Here is a 17,806-nt window from a genome sequence, read left to right on the forward strand (position 1 = left end):
TTTCCGATTATCCGCGCTGTTACCAGCGGCGCTCAAGTTTCTTGCGCAGCATTACTGCACTGGTATTCATAAGAATCAATACACTCAGCAGCACCATAATGGCTGCAGAGGTACGCTCCACAAAGGCGCGCTCTGGGCTGTCGGCCCAGAGGAAAATCTGTACCGGCAATACCGTGGCCGGATCGGTAACTCCGCCGGGTACATCCACAATAAAGGCAACCATACCGATCATCAGTAGGGGAGCAGTCTCACCCAGGGCCTGGGCCATACCAATAATCGCACCGGTGAGCATACCGGGCATGGCCAGCGGCAACACATGATGGAAAACCACCTGCATACGCGAGGCACCCATACCCATCGCCGCTTCGCGAATCGAAGGCGGCACCGCCTTCAACGCCGCACGGCTGGAAATAATAATTGTCGGTAACGTCATCAGGGTAAGTACCAGACCGCCAACCAGAGGCGCAGAGCGCGGCAACTCAAAAAAGTTGATAAAGATCGCCAGCCCCAGCAAGCCGAATACGATGGACGGCACCGCCGCGAGGTTATTGATATTCACCTCAATCAGATCGGTCCAACGATTCTTCGGCGCGTATTCTTCCAGGTAGATAGCGGCAGCCACCCCGATTGGGAAAGACAGCGCCAAAGTCACCAGCAATGTAAATAGCGAGCCCATCAAAGCGGCGCGGATACCTGCCTGTTCCGGCTCGCGCGAATCGCCGTTGGTAAAGAAAGTGGTATTAAAACGCTTCTTTAGTTCGCCACTTTGTAGCAACTGTTCGATCCAGCCGGCTTTCTGTTCGGATGTACGGCCGCGGAAGCCCTCTTTGGAATCCTTCAAACTTTTAACAAAAGTATCCACATCGTCGTCAGCGGCAAACCATACCTTCTCGCTCTTACCCAGTAGCTCTGGGTTTGCAGCCAGGCGATCACGCAGGTTAAAGGGTGCCCCCGAGGAGACCAGGCTATAGAGCTCACGCTTGTCACTGCGGCCAGTCACCGAGGGAAAACGCTCGCGCAACGCCGCGCGGATCACCCCGGTGAAATTGGCCCAGGCAAGGCTCTCGTCATCGACCTTCTCAATACCGAGTACCTGCGCATCGTAGTGCACTTCCAGCTCAATGGCTGTCTGCACAAAGGCGCCGCTACCCTTGCTGATAATATCGCTGAATAGAATAACAACCGCGAGTATGCCGAAAGCGATACTGGCAATGCCCAGCCCACGAAACAATTTTTCCTTGCGATGGCGGCTGGCGAGGCGCTTCTCGATGCGCTCACGAACCTGCGTCTGGGTGAGGTTAGTCATACTGCTCCCGGTATTTTTTCACTACGTGCAAGGCGATAAAGTTCAGCACCAGAGTGGAGATAAATAGCATCAGGCCAAGCGCAAATGCGGCCAGGGTCTTGGGACTGTCAAACTCCTGGTCGCCGACCAGTAGCGTCACGATTTGCACGGTAACAGTGGTGACCGAATCCAGAGGGTTCGCAGTCAGGTTGGCGGCGAGGCCCGCGGCCATCACTACGATCATCGTTTCACCAATTGCGCGAGATACCGCCAAGAGTACACCGCCGACAATTCCCGGCAAGGCGGCGGGAATCACCACCTTGCGCACGGTCTCCGATTGGGTTGAACCCAATCCCAGAGCGCCATCGCGCAGGGACTGCGGAACTGCATTAATCACATCGTCAGATAATGAAGAGACAAATGGGATAATCATAATCCCCATCACCAGGCCAGCGGCCAGGGCGCTCTCACTGGAGGCCTGTAAACCCATTGAGGTGGCCAGGTCGCGAATAAATGGGGCAACAGTCAGTGCCGCAAAAAAGCCGTATACCACGGTGGGTACACCGGCGAGAATTTCCAAAATAGGCTTGGCTACGTTGCGCACGCGCTTGCTGGCGTACTCGGCCAGATAAATAGCGGCCATCAGGCCCACAGGCACCGCCACCAACATGGCGATTGCGGAAACCATCAGGGTGCCGGTAAACAGGGGCACCGCACCAAAGGCTCCGCTGGAACCAACCTGATCGGCGCGCAGGGCCATCTGCGGGCTCCAGTGCAGGCCGAACAAGAATTCAGTCACTGGCACCGACTGGAAAAAGCGCAGCGACTCAAACAGTACCGAGAACAAAATACCCACAGTGGTAAAAATCGCGGCGCAGGCACAGGTAATCAGAATAGCCTTCAGGACTTTTTCCACTTTCTCACGGGCACGTAGCTCCGGAGAAAAACGCAACAGTGCAAATGCCCCCAGGCCCACCGCCAATACCAGGCTTAAAAAGGCCTGTAGAGTATTGGAATTATTACGCAACTGACTGAGGTGCTCGGCAGCCGACTGTAACTGTGGAGATGACTCTCCCACCAAATGGCCAGCGGCAAGGTTTTGAATTTGTGCATAGAGCAGGTTCTGCCCGGCAATGGTATCGGGCTTATCGGCGATGCTGTGCATCACCATAGAGCGAATAATGGCATCGTCAAAAATCAGCCAGGCACCCAGTAGTAAAAGTGCCGGTAAACCACACCAAAGCGCGGTAAATAATCCGTGATAGCTGGGCAGTGAGGCCAGATTACGCAGGCCTCCTCGGCTGCGCGCTGCACTCAGTGCACGACTAAAGCCGGTACCGTAGGCCACTAAAATCAACAGCAGCAAAAGGGCGAACAGTGTGGGGGTTTGCATTGAATTACCGTGCTAAAAATGTCGATGTCGGCATTATCCCGACTTTTCCCTGTGTTTCCACTTGGCTTTCATAAAAACGGCCAAGCCCTCTCGAGCTTGGCCGTCAATTCCCTTTGACTGTACTACTCCAAGATAAATTTACTTCGCAGCAAGATTGCTCAGGGCATTCAGCTTGCGAACGTCAGTAGCAATTTTCTGGCGTTTCTCTTGGGGCAACGGGATCATACCTTTGTCAGTCAGGTAACCTTCATCACCCCAAGCGCGCTCATTGGTGAACTCCGCCAGGAACTGCTTGATACCTGGCACTACGTCGGCATGTGCCTTCTTCACGTAAATAAACAGCGGGCGGGAAACTGGATATCTCTGATCGGCGATAGAATCGAAAGTCGGAGCCTGTCCTTCGATCAAAGAGCCTTGTACTTTATCGGCATTCTGGTCGAGGAAGCTGAAACCAAAGATGCCTAGGGCATTTGGATTGGCAACCAACTTGTTGACGATCAGGTTATCGTTCTCACCGGCTTCAACATAAGCGCCGTCTTCGCGTACGTTGTGACAGATCGCCTTATAAGCGCTCTTGTCTTTTTTCTTCATGGCCTTGATCCAGCCAAATTTCTTACAACCACCTTCCATTGCCAGCTCCGCGAAGGCATCGCGGGTACCGGAAGTGGGGGGCGGCCCCAAAACTTCAATTTTGGTATTGGGCAGCGCAGGATTTACGTCTTTCCAGGTCTTGTAAGGGTTGGCTACCAGCGTTTCGGAACCGTCCGGGTTCGGTACTTCTTTTGCCAGGGCCAGGAAAATATCTTTGCGGGAAAGCTTGAAAGGCGTTGCTTTCTTAGCATTGGCCAGCACGATACCGTCGTAGCCAATCTGTACTTCCACAACATCAACGCCGTTGCCGTTACACATCTCCAGCTCGGACTGCTTAATGCGGCGGGAAGCACCAGTGATGTCTGCAGTGCTTTCACCAACGCCCTGACAGAACAGCTTCATGCCGCCGCCAGTACCTGTGGATTCAACTACCGGAGTCTTGAACTGGGTAGCACGGCTGAAACGCTCCGCCACAGTGGTGGTAAAAGGGTAAACAGTGGAAGAACCCACAACACTGATGTAGTCGCGAGCCGCCAGGGCTACCTGAGAGGTGGCAAGGGTCAATGCCGCCAGGGAAGTAGCCAAAATTTGCTTGTTCATGTGTAACTCCGATGAGTGTTTTTTATTTCACGCGGCGATGCTAGGAACAACGGATGACGATTCTATGAATAAAACATGACAAAAAAGTTACAGCCGGAAATTTACCCCGCTGGTGCCCGGGCAGGCAAAGCGTTAACCTGCATACAAACGAGATAACAATAAGATGTAAAGAGAGAAGCCCCCATGCTATTTCTGATGCGTGGAGCGCGTGCACTGGAGAGTCTATCCAGTCGCACCGGCCACCTGCTCGCCTGGTTTACCTGGGCCATGGTCTTAATACAGTCCTGCGTTGTGGCTCTGCGCCACCTGTTCGACAGTGGCTCCATAGCACTACAGGAGTCCGTAATCTATCTGCACGGTGCCGCCTTTATGTTGGGCCTGGCCTATGCCCTGCAAAGCGACGCCCACGTACGTGTCGATGTCTTCTATCGGCGAATGGGTCCCAGGGGCAAGGCTTGGGTTAATGCTGTAGGTTTTCTGCTATTTCTTTTGCCAGTCTGCACTTTTATGTTGCTGAGCAGCTGGCAGTTTGCTCTGAATAGTTGGTCAGTGCTTGAGGAGAGCGCCAATGCCGGCGGCCTTCCCGGTGTTTTCCTGCTGAAAAGTCTGATTCCCCTCGCGGCAGTAACCCTCGGCCTCGCCGGCACCGCCCAGTTTATTCGTGCTCTGCTACAGCTTATGGAGGTTTCAAGCCCGGTAAGCGAATCTGTAGCGAAACCACGATTACTCAAGCAGGTGGAGGAGGCAGAGGCATGATCGAGCTGATACCTCTATTGATGTTTGCCGCTGTTTGCGGATTGCTGATGTTCGGCTACCCGGTAGCTTTCACGCTCGCCGGTACGGCCCTAATCACCGCCGGGTTGGGTATCGTGTATGGCGCTTTCGATGCCGAGCTACTGCGTGCCTTCCCCGACCGCCTCTACGGCATTATGCAAAACGGCACCTTGGTTGCCGTGCCGCTCTTTGTCTTAATGGGAGTCATTCTCGAGAGAGCAAAAATCGCCGAAGACTTGTTGGTCAATCTGACCAAAGTATTTATGGGTGCGCCGGCGGGTATGGCCATTTCTGTAGTAGTTGTCGGCGCACTTCTGGCCGCTAGTACCGGTATTGTGGGCGCCACCGTGGTGACTATGGGTTTAATGTCCCTGCCCTCCATGTTGAAACAAGGCTACTCCCCAAAGCTAGCCACTGGCACCATCTGCGCCACCGGCACCCTCGGACAAATTATTCCCCCCTCTATTGCTCTGGTGCTTCTTGGGGATACTCTCTCCAACGCCTATCAGCAGGCACAACTATCTGCAGGTATTTTTAATCCCAAGCCGGTCAGCGTTGGCGACCTTTTTATCGGTGCCATTATTCCCGGCCTATTGCTGGTAGCAGCCTACATTGTTTACCTGTTGTTCGTGGCGCGCCGTTCTCCGAGTAAGGCCAAGGCTGCGCAGCAGCAACCTCTGGATGTTTGGCCGCTACTGAGCAGCCTTTTTCCTCCTATCGCTTTGATGCTATTAGTGCTGGGTTCAATTATTACCGGTGCCGCAACGCCTACAGAAGCCGCCGCCGTAGGTGCTCTAGGCGCAGGATTACTGGCTTACAGTCGCGGTGCTCTGCATTGGGCGCAAGCGGGGGAGGTGGGTCGCAGCACTCTACAGGTAAGCGCGATGGTGTTTGCCATTCTTATTGGTGCTTCATTGTTCTCACTGGTCTTCCGTGGATATGGCGGTGAAGAACTTGTCACCAGTATTTTCCACAGTCTGCCTGGGGGTGTTATTGGTGCGACCTTGCTGGTCATGCTGGTGATCTTCTTGCTCGGTTTCATTCTCGACTTTATTGAGATCACCTTTGTGGTGGTGCCCATTGTTGGGCCGGTGTTGTTGGCGATGGGTGTGGACCCAATTTGGCTGGGCATCATGATTGCAATCAACTTGCAGACTTCCTTCCTTACTCCACCCTTTGGATTTGCATTGTTTTATCTTCGCGGCGTTGCGCCAAGTTCAGTGGCCACTTCCGCTATCTATCGCGGCGTTATGCCATTTATCGCTATTCAGCTGTTGATTTTGTGCCTCCTAGCACTCTGGCCTGCTCTGGTGACTTGGTTGCCGGGGGTGGTTCAGAATTAACCCAAAAGACAACGATCGGTAGTGATAAGACCTTGTATCGCTACCGATTGGATCCAGCCCAAAACGATCGTACTAACATTGAAACTTAATAAACCCTTCGCCCTTTAAATTCATCAGCACATCTTGATTCCCTACGGCAAGTCACCAGCACCTGCTAAATTGGCATTAAATTTTTTAATTTGCTCGCCAGGCCTTCAATAAACCTCTGTGGATATCTCTCCTTAAAAATAGATCCATCAAAAGGAATTAAACACTGCTATCGATATCCAAGCACGAATAAAAAATTAAAAAGGATTTAAAAAATGCTAAATATTACCAGCCTTTCCAAGACCTACGATAACGGCGTGCATGCGCTTAAAAACGTCAACTTGGATATTCCCAAGGGTATGTTCGGATTGCTCGGCCCCAATGGTGCCGGCAAGTCTTCTTTAATGCGTACTATCGCCACGCTGCAATTTGCAGACAGCGGCTCCATCACTTTTGATGGTATCGATGTGGCCAGTAACCCTCAGAAAATTCGCAGCACCTTGGGTTATCTACCACAGGATTTCGGGGTTTATCCGAGAATCAGTGCCGAAGATATGCTCGATCATATGGCAGTTCTAAAAGGTATTAGTAATCGCAAAGAGCGTCGCGAAATGGTGGCTGAATTACTGCACCAGACCAATTTATTTAAGGATCGCAAAAAAAACCTAAGCGGTTACTCTGGGGGTATGCGCCAGCGCTTTGGTATTGCCCAAGCCCTGATCGGCGACCCACGCCTGATTATTGTCGACGAGCCTACCGCTGGTCTCGACCCTCAGGAGCGCAATCGCTTTCACAACCTGCTTAGCGAAATTGGCGAAAACGTAGTGGTAATTCTTTCCACCCATATTGTCGAAGATGTTGCCGATCTGTGCCCCAATATGGCGATCCTGGCCGCAGGTCAAATTGTGGCCCAAGGTAAACCCGAAGAACTTATCTCTAAATTGCAAGGGCGTGTATGGCGGCGCACCGTCGATAAATCTGAGCTGGAAGAATGCCACAATAATTTTGATGTGATTTCCACTCGTTTATTAGCCGGGCGCCATATTGTGCATGCGCTGGCAGATACCCAACCGGCAGTAGGCTTTGAGCAGCTGCAACCGGACCTTGAAGATGTCTACTTCTCCACCCTGTTTAGCAATAAAAAAGCTCAAGTGGCTAGCGTCGCTTGAGGTGGGGGAGGATTTCTAAATGTTTTTATCGGTTGCTAAGTTTGAATTTCACTACCAGTTGCGCCAGCCACTGTTTTATGTGACCAGCCTGGTATTTTTTCTACTGACTTTTGGTGCTATGACCGTCGACAATATACAGATCGGCGGCGGTGGAGGTAGCACCCTGATCAACTCTCCCTACGCGATTATGCTAACCCTGTTAGTAATGTGCGTTTTCAGTATTTTTATCACTGCCGCCTTCGCAGCCAATCCGGTGCTGCGTGATCGCGATATGAAAATGGAAGGTATTGTCTTCAGTACCCCTATTAATAAGCGTGATTATTTATTGGGGCGCTTCACAGGATCATTCGCCGTGGCCTTTCTGGCTTTCTCATCTACGGCGCTGGGTATGCTGTTCGGTTCATGGATGCCTTGGTTAGACCCAGAGCGCTTGGGCCCCACTCAAATATCCCACTACCTGCAAACCTTATTCATACTTATCTTTCCCACCATGCTGTTTTGCAGCGCCATGTTTTTTAGCCTGGCAGTCATAACTCGCAGCATGATGGCCACTTACCTGGGGTTGATCGCCTTCCTGATACTCTATTTCACCAGCCAGGGAATCATGGATGAACCCGCCTATCGAAGTGCTGCCGCACTGGCTGACCCCTTTGGTATCGCCGCCTTCCAGGAGACAACTCGCTACTGGACCGCTTTCGATCGCAATACCTCTATGATCGCACTAGAGGGAAACTTTCTAATCAACCGCTTACTATGGCTGGGCGCCAGCTTATTATTTATCGGCTTAGGCTATAAATGCTTTTCATTTGCCGAACGTAAACCTCTCTGGTCGCGCCGCCGCACCACAGAAGCTGCAGATAGTGAGATACCTCGGTACATCAAGCCCCTACCGCGAATTACTCCAAACTTTGGGGCAGCCACGGTTTGGCAACAATTCCGTATACGCTGCGGTTTTGAAGTAAAAGCAGTAGTAAAAAGCCTAGCTTTTTGGGTAATCCTGGCACTGGGTGTTCTGAATGTCTTGGGCGCATCCCTGAGCCTAGAGGCAGTATTTGGCACCTCGGTATACCCGGTGACTCGTTCTATGGTCAGTCTGATAGAAGGTGCTTTTAGCCTCATCATGTTGATTATTCTGATCTACTATGGGGCTGAATTGGTGTGGCGAGAACGCCAGGCCGGTTGCCATGAAATTATGGATGCCGTGCCCACACCCAGCTGGATTTTCGTAGCGAGCAAGTTTATTGCAATGCTGGTGGTTCTGGCCGGTATCCTGATAGCCTGCATGCTTACCACTGTGGCTGTACAGCTGGGCAAGGGATATACAACTCTTGAACCTGGACTGTATTTTTACGGACTCTGGTATCAATTTGCGCTGCCGTTCTACTTGATGGCAGTCCTATCTATCTTTGCCCAGGTGATAACCCGCAATAAATTCCTCGGCATGCTACTGATGGTGGGCTACTTAATTAGCTCCAGTGTCCTTGATGGTCTTGGGTTCGAACACAACCTCTATCAATTTGCAGACTGGAACGCCGCACCTTACTCAGATATGAATGGTTATGGTCACTTTGATCAGGGTCGGGCTTGGTTTGCATTATATTGGATCAGCTTCAGCCTGATACTGGCCATCTTGAGTTACGGGCTCTGGCAGCGCGGTACCCTGGCTCCTCTAACTAGCCGGGTCAAAGCCCTGCGCTTCCAACTGGGGCTTTCCAGTCGATTAACTGCCTCCACAACCCTGCTACTGTTTATCGGCACTGGCGCCTTTATTTTCTACAACACCAATATTCTCAATCACTACGAAACCAGCAAGGATCGTGAGCGACTGGCTGCAGACTATGAAAAGAAATACAAGGCCCTGGAGGATAAACTCACACCACATATCACCGATGTCAAAGTGGATGTGGATATCTTCCCCAATGAACGCCGCTATGAAGTGCGCGGCCGCTACTTCCTGGTTAACAAGCGTGAGGAGTCGATTGATGAGGTAGTTATAGGGCTGGATCGCGGCCTTACAGTTAACCAGTTATCCCTAAATCAGGCCAAGTTACGCGAAAAGGACGAGCAGTTCGGACACTATTTCTTCGAGCTGGATCGCCCACTTGAACCCGGCCAGTCCCTCACGCTGGAGTTTGATCTGAGCAGGATCAATCGCGGCTTTATGAACTCCGGCTCCTCCACCACCTTGGTGCAGAACGGTACCTTCTTTAATAACTACGAAGCGCTGCCCTTTATCGGTTACAACAGCAATTTTGAGTTGACTGATCGTCACCTGCGTAAAAAGCACGATCTACCGCCGCCGCAGCGCATGCCCAAACTGGAGGACAAAGAGCACTACCGAAAATCCTATCTTCGCAGCGACTCCGACTGGATCAACTTTGAAACCACCGTCAGTACTTCCTTGGGACAGATAGCACTGGCCCCCGGCTACCTACAAAAAGACTGGCAGGAGGGAGAGCGCCATTATTTTCATTACAAGATGGACGCGCCCATTCACAACTTTTTTTCCTACCTTTCAGCGGACTACACAGTGGTCAAAGATAAGTGGCAGGACGTTGCCATTGAGGTCTACCACCACAAGCCCCACGACTACAACATAGATCGTATGGTTGAGGGGGTGAAAAAGTCCCTGGAGTATTTCAGTGAGGCATTCAGCCCTTATCAGTATCGCCAACTGCGTATCGTCGAGTTCCCGGGCTATGAATCCTTTGCCCAGGCATTCCCCAACACCGTACCTTTCTCTGAATCTATCGGTTTTGTCGCCGATCTGCGAGACCCGGATGAGATTGATTACGTCTTCTATGTAACCGCCCACGAGGTGGCGCACCAGTGGTGGGCGCATCAATTGATTGGCGCCAATGTACAAGGAGCGACTCTACTGTCTGAAACCCTGGCGCAGTACTCAGCACTAATGGTGATGGAGCGGGAGTACGGCCCTGAAAAAATGCGTCGTTTCCTCAAATATGAGCTGGATGGCTACCTGAGCGCTCGGGGTACCGAGTTACTTGAGGAGTTACCTTTATCTCGCAACGAGAACCAGACCTATATCCATTACGACAAGGGCTCGCTAGCGATGTACGCCCTTAAGGATGCGATGGGTGAAGATGCCGTCAATGCGGCTTTGGCTTCCCTGTTAAAAGAAAAAGGCTTCTCCAGTGATCCCTATCCCACCAGCATGGATTTAGTGGCAAGACTCCGAGCCCACGCCGAACCACCCCAGCAAGAGCTGATCACCGATATGCTGGAGCGAGTAGTCCTCTTTGATCTCAAAGTCGCAAATGCCACCTATGAGCTGTTGGAGAACGGCAATTATCGCGTATTACTGGAGCTGGAAGCGCACAAATATGAAGCCGAAGGGGATGGACAGGAACAAGAAATTCCCATCAATAACTGGATAGATGTTGCCATCTTTGCAGAAGATCCCGACAAGAACACCAGTTCAGACAATGTGCTTTACTTGGCCAAACAGAAGATCAGTGAAGAGACCACCCTGCTGGAGTTTGAGGTGAAGGGCAAACCGAGCATTGCTGGCTTTGATCCCTATATCAAGATGATCGACAAAAACCCGGACGACAATCTGTTGGCAATAGAGACACTTTAGGGCTCTTGTCACTAATTTCCCGGCCACCTAGGGGGGTGGCTGGGAAAACTTCACTCGTTTTCGTTGGAAAAAACTCAGACAAGCACTGGTCAAATACTACTCAATTTGTGCTAGAATGCGCCACCTTCCCTCAGGTGGAAACCAATAACTCTAACAATCTGTGAGTAGTCGATGTCCGCACTTTCAGCCCTTGATGAAAACCCGCAACCAACAGGCACGCTTACCCTGCAAACCCTGGCTATGCCCCGTGATACCAACCCCCAGGGGGATGTATTCGCTGGTTGGTTAATGTCGCAAATGGACCTGGCTGGAGCAATCTTGGCCCAAAGCATTGCGCGCGGCAGGGTAACTACCGTAGCGGTCGGCAGTATGGTGTTCTTACGCCCGGTTCCGGTTGGCTCTACGGTCAGCTGCTATGCCGAGGCTATTGAGGTAGGGCGTTCTTCTATTAGGACAATGGTTGAGGTATGGCTGACACGGGTGGACTCTGGTGAGCAGGTAAAGGTCACCGAGGGTGAGTTTGTTTTTGTCGCTATCGACGATAGAGGGCATACCAGACCGCTGCCCTGAAACGACTTGCAAAACTATTTCGGGAAACTGCCTTAAACCAGTTTCCCTTCTATGATATTAATTTTGCCTTTTATTCCTGTTTCTTGCTTTCCCCATCAAGTTCGCGCGCCTGGTAATAAGCCTCCTCACTTATCTGGTGATAGGGTCGCACATCCCGCTCAAAATCCTTAAAGGCTTTATAGATACGCGCAAATTCTGGGTCCTTATTTGCGGTCTCTTGCATCAGTTGAGTATTAATCTGCTTTAAATGGGCAAGTACATCGTCTGGTAAACGCTTAACTTTGACTCCGTGTGTTTCCACCAACTCACGCAGGGCGCGATTATTACGTGCGGTGTACTCATCCAACATATCCTGGTTTGCTTCGCGGGCAGCCACGCGCACAATGGCCTGTAGGTCTTTGGGCAATTTCTCAAAGGCTTTTTTATTGACGATAAATTCCATCATTGAGCCGGGTTCATGCCAGCCGGGATAGTAGTAGTACTCGGCAACCTGATGGAAACCGAAAGCGAGATCGTTGTAAGGTCCAACCCACTCGGTCGCATCAATAACACCAGTCTGCAGCGCGGTATAGAGTTCACCACCGGGAATAGTCACAGCAGTACCGCCGGCCCGGTTTAATACTTCACCGCCCAGACCGGGAATTCGCATTTTTAAGCCCTGCAAATCCTTAACAGAGTTAATTGGTTTGTTAAACCAGCCGGCCATCTGTACCCCAGTAGAGCCACCCGCTAGGGGGATCAGGTTGAACGGTTCATAAATCTCTTTCCAGAGTTCCAAACCACCACCGTGGTGCAGCCAGCCATTCATTTCCTGGGCGTTTAAACCAAAAGGTACCGCGGTAAAAAACTGGGCCGCTGGAATCTTGCCTTTCCAATAATAGGCCGCACCATGTCCCATCTGTGCAGCGCCCTCAGATACCGCACCAAAAATACCTAGAGCGGGTACCAGCTCACCCGCACCATAAACTTTAATTTTGAGGCGGCCGGAGGACATCAACTCAACGTTTTTTGCAAAGCGCTCTGGGGCCTGGCCAAGGCCGGGGAAATTTTTTGGCCAAGTGGTGACAAGCTTCCACTCGAACAATTCTTTGTTGTCATTATCGGAAAAGTGTTGTGCAGGGCCCTGTGCTACGCGGGAAGTGACCAGTGCAGCAAAGGTAATAACGAGCAGGGCGATAAGGCCCAAAATAATAGGGGGATACCAGTTAACTTTTTTCATCGCTTTTAATTATCTTTTTTCTTGTAAGGCGCTGATCATCGATAAATGATCTTTTTTAAATGGTCGGGATTTTGGGAAAAACCAAAATCAGTGCAGAAAAAATTTCTAATCTGACTTGGTTTTTACCAAAGCAAACAATCTATAAAGGCTGCAGCTTAGCCATAGCCACTACCAGCCATTTACTGCCAACATCATCGAAATTGACCTGTACACGTGTACGGGGGCCATTACCTTCGAACTGCACTACGGTGCCCTCGCCGAACCTGACATGCTCAACCCGGCCACCCAGTGCCAATGGTGGTAAATCATCGAAATCTGGCGCCGGGTCGGAAAACTGGCCCACCTTGCCATAATCCGCCTGGTAGAGGGGACGGGAAATTTCGGTCTTCAAGCGCACTTCGTGCACCAAATTTGGCGGAATCTCACCGATAAAGCGAGATGGACTGTTGTAGGTCTCGCTGCCAAATAGGCGCCGGTTTTCCGCGTAGGTAATATACAGCTTACGCATGGCGCGGGTGATACCCACGTAGCAGAGACGTCTCTCTTCCTCCATGCGGCCGGGCTCCTGTGCAGACATCTTGTGGGGGAATAGGTTTTCCTCCACGCCCGCCATAAACACCAAAGGAAATTCCAGGCCCTTGGCGGAGTGTAGGGTCATCAGCTGGACGGCATCTTCAAACTCATCCGCCTGACCTTCACCGGCATCGAGGGCGGCGCTGTCGAGGAACTGGTTAAGAAGAGGGATTTCCTCCTCATCTTCCTCGCCCTCGGGCAGGTCCACACCGGCAAAAGAGCGACAAGCAGTGACCAATTCCTGCAAGTTCTCCACTCGTGTCTGGCCCTTCTCACCTTTTTCTTTGCCGTGGAATTCCAGCAGGCCGCTAGTCTCGATCACATCCTCAGCAATGGCATCCAGCTCTTTCTCTTCCGCATTTGCAGCCAGCTGGTTGATCAGATCCAGAAAGCTCTGCAGGGCGTTGCCGGCGCGCGCAGCCAGAACCCGCTGTTGCAACATCAGCTTGGCCGCCTGCCACAGGGAGCAGCCCTGCTCGCGGGCATAGGAGCGCACCATCTCCACCGTGCGCGCACCAATACCACGAGTGGGGGTATTCACTACCCGTTCAAAGGCGGTGTCATCATTGCGATTGCTGATCAGGCGCAGGTAGGACAGAGCATTTTTAATTTCCAGGCGATCGTAGAAGCGCTGGCCACCGTAGATACGGTAGGGCACCTGATCGCGCAGTAGCCCCTCTTCAAGCACCCGGGATTGGGCGTTGGAGCGGTAGAGGATGGCAATGCTGTCGCGACGATTGCCATCGCGCACCCAGTCATTGATACGCTCGACGATGAAGCGCGACTCATCCTGCTCGTTGTAGGCGGCGTAGACGGCAATAGGCTCGCCTTCTTCACCCTTGGTCCACAACTCCTTGCCTAGGCGACCGCTGTTATTAGCGATCACCGCATTGGCGGCGTTCAGAATAGTGGAAGTGGAGCGATAATTCTGTTCCAGGCGCACCGTCTGCACTTCACGCAGATCTGTAGAAAAGTGCTGGATATTCTCGATCTTGGCGCCGCGCCAACCGTAAATGGACTGGTCATCGTCACCCACAGCGGTGATATGGCACTGCTCCCCAGCGAGCAGGCGCAACCAGGCGTATTGAATCGTGTTGGTATCCTGGAACTCATCCACCAGGATATGGGGGAAACGCCGGCGGTAGTGGGCCAGAATACTGTCGTTATTCAGCCAAAGTTCGTGGGCGCGCAGCAGCAACTCGCCAAAATCTACCAGCCCACCGCGCTGACAGGCCTCTTCATAGGCGAAGTAGATGCGCACCATGGTCTGCAACCAGGGATCGGCGCCGGCATTGATATATTGCGGGCGCAGGCCTTCATCTTTCTGCGCGCCAATCCACCACTGGGTTTCCCGCGGCGGCCACTTTTTATCGTCCAGCCCCAGATCTGCCTGTACCCGCTTGATCAGGCGCAGCTGGTCGTCGGAATCCAGAATCTGGAAGTTCTGCGGCAACTTGGCTTCTTGCCAGTGGGCTTTGAGCAAGCGATGAGCCAGGCCGTGGAAAGTGCCCACCCACATGCCAAAGGTATTCACCCCCAGCAACTCTTCGATACGGGCGCGCATCTCGCGGGCCGCCTTGTTGGTAAAGGTCACCGCCATAATGGAGTAGGGCGAGGCGCCCTCCACCTGCATCAGCCAGGCGATGCGGTGCACCAGCACCCGGGTCTTGCCCGAGCCGGCACCGGCCAGAACCAATTGATTGCCGGGCGCGGCAGCTACCGCTTCGCGCTGGGCGTCGTTGAGGGGGTCTAAAATCTGAGATACGTCCATGGGCGAAGATTGTACCAGAGCTGCTGCATAAGACCTGTGTAAATAAACAGGATTTTACCCCGGCTGACAATGCAAAGCCCCTCGCCAGCCGGGGGCGCAGCGGCTAAACTGCGCCAACTGGCATAGAGAAGGAAGTCCTGTGAAACCGGCGGAAGTAACGCAACGAATCAGTGAGCAACTGTCATCCATGCGCAAATCTGAGCGCAAGGTGGCGGAGTATATTCTCGCCAATCCCGATGAAATTATTCATATGCGCATCGTCGACCTGGCCACCGAGGCCCAGGTGAGCGAGCCGACCGTGGTGCGCTTTTGTCGCGCCGTGGGCTGTTCCGGCTTCCAGGAGTTCAAGTTGAACCTGGCGCAACAGCTGGCTTCTAGCCCCAGCTTCGGCCAAATCGCGGTGACCGAGACCGACACCATTGCCGAGTACAAACGCAAGGTGTTCGACTCAACAGTAGATACTCTGCTAAAAGTGCGCGATAGAATTGACGACCGCGCCCTTGAGGCCGCTGTCACTGCGATGGCCGCTTCCAAGCGGGTGGAATTCTTTGGCTTTGGCGCCTCTGGTGCTGTTGCCGCCGATGCCCAGCACAAGTTCTTCCGCCTGCAATTGGCCACCGCCGCCCACTCGGACCACCACATCCAGAATATGTCAGCCATGTCTATGCAGCCGGGCGATGTAGTCGTGGCTATCTCCCAGAGTGGCCGCACCAAGGCACTACTGCGCTCGATGAGCATGGCAAAGGAGCAGGGCGCTCTGGTGGTTGGCCTGGCACCCAGCGGTTCGCCGGTGGCACAGCAGGCCAGTATCCCGCTAGAAGTGGATGTGGAAGAAGATATTGAGATCTATACACCACTGTCCTCACGCATCGCCCACCTGGTGGTGATCGATGTGCTCGCCATCGGCGTTGCCCAGCGCAAAGGCCCCCAGTTGCAAGAGCACCTACTAAAGCTGAAGCAGGGCCTGTACACATTGCGGGAAGACAAACACTGAGGGAAATTTGCAAGAATGCGGCACTGGATAATGTGTCGCAGCCCCTCTACCATGCCTGCTGTATCCGGCAATCTACTGCCACTGCCAACAAGTGCCCCTAGCCGTTCCAGAGCAATTCCATGACATCCACCGCATTATCCGCTGAGCAAAAAGCACCGCGCTGGTTGGTGGTATGGCTAGCGGCGCTGGTCTCCCTGACGCCATTTTCCATCGACAGTTACTTGCCGGCTATCCCGGCCATGGCCGGTGCGCTCGATACCGAAGTGGAGCGGGTGCAGTATTCGGTCTCCAGCTTTTTACTGGGTTTTGCCCTAGGCCAGCTCTTCGGCGGCCCCCTCTCCGATCGTTGGGGCAGGCGACTGGTCGGCACTATCGGCCTGTGCATTTATATCGTCAGTTCACTGCTGATCCTGTTTGCCGACCATGTCGATCAACTGATTATCCTGCGCTTTTTCCAGGCCGTGGGGGGCGGTTTTGCTACAGTGATTTGCGCCGCCATAGTGCGCGATCTGCACAGTGGGCGTGAAGCCGCCAAAATTATTTCTATGATCAGTACCATCATGCTGATCGCCCCCCTGATCGCTCCAGTAATCGGCTCTCTACTGCTAGCAGTGGGTGGCTGGCAGAGTATTTTTGTATTCCTGCTACTGTACGCCGCTGCCATGCTGCTATTAGTGCGCTTACTGTTACCAGAAACTGTATCGCGTTTTACCCGCGCGCGGCGCCAGTTGATGCCATTAGCTTCACTGATTTCCACTTATGGACAAGTGCTACGCAACCGCCGCGCCCTCGGTTTTCTCGGCGCCCAGGCCTGTGTCAGTGGTTCGATGTTTATCTATATCACCACCGCACCCTTTGTCTTTATGGACTACTTCAGTGTCAGTCCGAGCCGCTTCCCGCTGTTCTTTGGCGCCTGTATTCTGGGGCTGATCTGTATGGTGCAGGTCAATATCCGCCTGCTCAACCTGTTCCAGCCGCGCAATATTTTATTGGCTGGCGTCACTCTGCAGATGCTCGGCTGTGGTTTGCTATTACTCGGCACTTTGACCGGTATTAAAGAACTGACTCTGTGGATGGTACCGCTGGTATTGGTAATGAGCTGTATCGGTATTACCGGGCCCAATGCCGCCGCCTGTTATCTGGAGTTTTTTCCCAAAATCAGCGGCAGCGCTAACGCCCTGTATGGCGCCACAATTTTTATCACCGGCGGCGTGCTGGGCGGATTGGTAAGCAGCCTGCACACAGGCACCCTGGTTCCTATTGCCGCGTCCATGTTTGGGTGTGCAGTAGTGGCCCTGTTCTCCAGTCTGGTAATCGCCCAGGCACGCAAACCCATCGACTCGGATATACCAATCACCAGGCGCTTTACCCCGCGTTGAAGAGTCAGTTTTGTGTTCATCTATTGAAAAGAGGGTATTTCGGCCCGGCCATATTGGCTAAGTACTCAGGGACCATATTTGCCACTTCTGTTCCGGAGCTCCACCTAGTTGTTGATAAAAAGCTTGTGCATCTACATTAGTAGAAAGAACTTCCCACTTTATTTTGGCACTACCCCGCTCATAGGCCTCTTTTATTAAATATCCCATCAATGCCCTTCCTACCCCTTTACGGCGATATTCTTTGTTGCCAACTACGTAAAGTTCTTTAATCCACAGCCAGGGAGTTAAATCGTAGGTAAAGGGAAGGGCATAAAAAACCAGGTAGCCAATAGCTACACCACTGTCTTCGGCCACTAAACATTGGAAGTCTGCCCGCTTAAATAGTCGATTATTTAATTCTTCCTCAGTAACCTTGAACCTATCTAAGTAGCCTTCGAATTTAGCTAGCCCACGCATCATCTCCAATAATTGACGAATATCACTAGGCTTTGCGTTACGTATAAGCATTTATTTGTTG

The 17,806-nt window shown here is 52.5% G+C and carries 13 protein-coding genes; 7 read left to right on the forward strand and 6 right to left on the reverse strand.

Features of this window, described 5'->3' with window-relative positions; all coding sequences use genetic code 11:
* Positions 1-19: 19 nt before the first annotated feature.
* The 3 genes from pstA to ACJJI0_RS15120 all read right to left on the reverse strand — a co-directional run bounded on the left by pstA (position 20) and on the right by ACJJI0_RS15120 (position 3,869).
* Positions 20-1,306: a phosphate ABC transporter permease PstA gene (gene pstA / locus ACJJI0_RS15110; protein WP_444883222.1), complete on the reverse strand. Its 1,287-nt coding sequence runs from the start codon at positions 1,304-1,306 to the stop codon at positions 20-22.
* Positions 1,299-2,678: a phosphate ABC transporter permease subunit PstC gene (gene pstC, locus ACJJI0_RS15115; RefSeq protein WP_252083915.1), complete on the reverse strand. Its 1,380-nt coding sequence runs from the start codon at positions 2,676-2,678 to the stop codon at positions 1,299-1,301. Before pstC ends, pstA begins: the two co-directional genes overlap by 8 nt.
* Before the next feature lie 138 nt (positions 2,679-2,816).
* Positions 2,817-3,869: a PstS family phosphate ABC transporter substrate-binding protein gene (locus ACJJI0_RS15120; RefSeq protein ID WP_252083916.1), complete on the reverse strand. Its 1,053-nt coding sequence runs from the start codon at positions 3,867-3,869 to the stop codon at positions 2,817-2,819.
* Positions 3,870-4,052: 183 nt separating this feature from the next.
* Here ACJJI0_RS15120 and ACJJI0_RS15125 point away from each other — a divergent pair, with 183 nt between their 5' ends.
* The 5 genes from ACJJI0_RS15125 to ACJJI0_RS15145 all read left to right on the forward strand — a co-directional run bounded on the left by ACJJI0_RS15125 (position 4,053) and on the right by ACJJI0_RS15145 (position 11,353).
* Positions 4,053-4,625: a TRAP transporter small permease subunit gene (locus tag ACJJI0_RS15125; protein ID WP_444883223.1), complete on the forward strand. Its 573-nt coding sequence runs from the start codon at positions 4,053-4,055 to the stop codon at positions 4,623-4,625.
* Entirely contained in the window at positions 4,622-5,986 is a 1,365-nt protein-coding gene (locus tag ACJJI0_RS15130) for a TRAP transporter large permease (protein ID WP_444883224.1), read from the forward strand. Before ACJJI0_RS15125 ends, ACJJI0_RS15130 begins: the two co-directional genes overlap by 4 nt.
* 302 nt (positions 5,987-6,288) lie before the next feature.
* The gene (locus tag ACJJI0_RS15135; protein ID WP_444883225.1) at positions 6,289-7,182 is read left to right on the forward strand and encodes an ABC transporter ATP-binding protein; all 894 of its coding nucleotides are present in this window, start codon (positions 6,289-6,291) and stop codon (positions 7,180-7,182) included.
* 19 nt (positions 7,183-7,201) lie between these two features.
* Complete coding sequence (locus ACJJI0_RS15140; RefSeq protein ID WP_444883226.1) at positions 7,202-10,783, forward strand: ABC transporter permease/M1 family aminopeptidase; 3,582 nt, start codon at positions 7,202-7,204, stop codon at positions 10,781-10,783.
* Positions 10,784-10,954: 171 nt separating this feature from the next.
* The gene (locus tag ACJJI0_RS15145; RefSeq protein WP_152455932.1) at positions 10,955-11,353 is read left to right on the forward strand and encodes an acyl-CoA thioesterase; all 399 of its coding nucleotides are present in this window, start codon (positions 10,955-10,957) and stop codon (positions 11,351-11,353) included.
* A gap of 70 nt (positions 11,354-11,423) precedes the next feature.
* On the opposite strand, the gene ACJJI0_RS15150 is transcribed toward ACJJI0_RS15145, so the two are convergent.
* Positions 11,424-12,572, reverse strand: a complete 1,149-nt coding sequence (locus ACJJI0_RS15150) for a TRAP transporter substrate-binding protein (protein WP_444883227.1) — start codon at positions 12,570-12,572, stop codon at positions 11,424-11,426.
* A 139-nt stretch (positions 12,573-12,711) separates the two neighbouring features.
* Entirely contained in the window at positions 12,712-14,916 is a 2,205-nt protein-coding gene (gene uvrD / locus ACJJI0_RS15155) for a DNA helicase II (RefSeq protein WP_444883228.1), read from the reverse strand.
* A 139-nt stretch (positions 14,917-15,055) separates the two neighbouring features.
* Between uvrD and hexR the strand changes: the two genes are divergently transcribed.
* Positions 15,056-15,910, forward strand: a complete 855-nt coding sequence (gene hexR, locus ACJJI0_RS15160) for a transcriptional regulator HexR (RefSeq protein ID WP_108735063.1) — start codon at positions 15,056-15,058, stop codon at positions 15,908-15,910.
* A 119-nt stretch (positions 15,911-16,029) separates the two neighbouring features.
* The gene (locus ACJJI0_RS15165; protein WP_444883229.1) at positions 16,030-17,289 is read left to right on the forward strand and encodes a multidrug effflux MFS transporter; all 1,260 of its coding nucleotides are present in this window, start codon (positions 16,030-16,032) and stop codon (positions 17,287-17,289) included.
* 57 nt (positions 17,290-17,346) lie between these two features.
* Here ACJJI0_RS15165 and ACJJI0_RS15170 read toward each other — a convergent pair whose 3' ends face one another.
* Positions 17,347-17,796 (reverse strand): GNAT family N-acetyltransferase, encoded by a 450-nt coding sequence (locus tag ACJJI0_RS15170; RefSeq protein ID WP_444883230.1) that lies wholly within the window; start codon positions 17,794-17,796, stop codon positions 17,347-17,349.
* Positions 17,797-17,806 lie beyond the last annotated feature (10 nt).

It is taken from the genome of Microbulbifer mixtoriginis (SeqCode) (assembly GCF_052466695.1).

What these genes read in the sequence shown, in the direction of transcription:
- pstA (WP_444883222.1), bottom strand. Translation starts at nt 1,306, where the DNA reads ATGACTAACCTCACCCAGACGCAGGTTCGTGAGCGCATCGAGAAGCGC.
- pstC (WP_252083915.1), bottom strand. Translation starts at nt 2,678, where the DNA reads ATGCAAACCCCCACACTGTTCGCCCTTTTGCTGCTGTTGATTTTAGTG.
- ACJJI0_RS15120 (WP_252083916.1), bottom strand. Translation starts at nt 3,869, where the DNA reads ATGAACAAGCAAATTTTGGCTACTTCCCTGGCGGCATTGACCCTTGCC.
- ACJJI0_RS15125 (WP_444883223.1), top strand. Translation starts at nt 4,053, where the DNA reads ATGCTATTTCTGATGCGTGGAGCGCGTGCACTGGAGAGTCTATCCAGT.
- ACJJI0_RS15130 (WP_444883224.1), top strand. Translation starts at nt 4,622, where the DNA reads ATGATCGAGCTGATACCTCTATTGATGTTTGCCGCTGTTTGCGGATTG.
- ACJJI0_RS15135 (WP_444883225.1), top strand. Translation starts at nt 6,289, where the DNA reads ATGCTAAATATTACCAGCCTTTCCAAGACCTACGATAACGGCGTGCAT.
- ACJJI0_RS15140 (WP_444883226.1), top strand. Translation starts at nt 7,202, where the DNA reads ATGTTTTTATCGGTTGCTAAGTTTGAATTTCACTACCAGTTGCGCCAG.
- ACJJI0_RS15145 (WP_152455932.1), top strand. Translation starts at nt 10,955, where the DNA reads ATGTCCGCACTTTCAGCCCTTGATGAAAACCCGCAACCAACAGGCACG.
- ACJJI0_RS15150 (WP_444883227.1), bottom strand. Translation starts at nt 12,572, where the DNA reads ATGAAAAAAGTTAACTGGTATCCCCCTATTATTTTGGGCCTTATCGCC.
- uvrD (WP_444883228.1), bottom strand. Translation starts at nt 14,916, where the DNA reads ATGGACGTATCTCAGATTTTAGACCCCCTCAACGACGCCCAGCGCGAA.
- ACJJI0_RS15165 (WP_444883229.1), top strand. Translation starts at nt 16,030, where the DNA reads ATGACATCCACCGCATTATCCGCTGAGCAAAAAGCACCGCGCTGGTTG.
- ACJJI0_RS15170 (WP_444883230.1), bottom strand. Translation starts at nt 17,796, where the DNA reads ATGCTTATACGTAACGCAAAGCCTAGTGATATTCGTCAATTATTGGAG.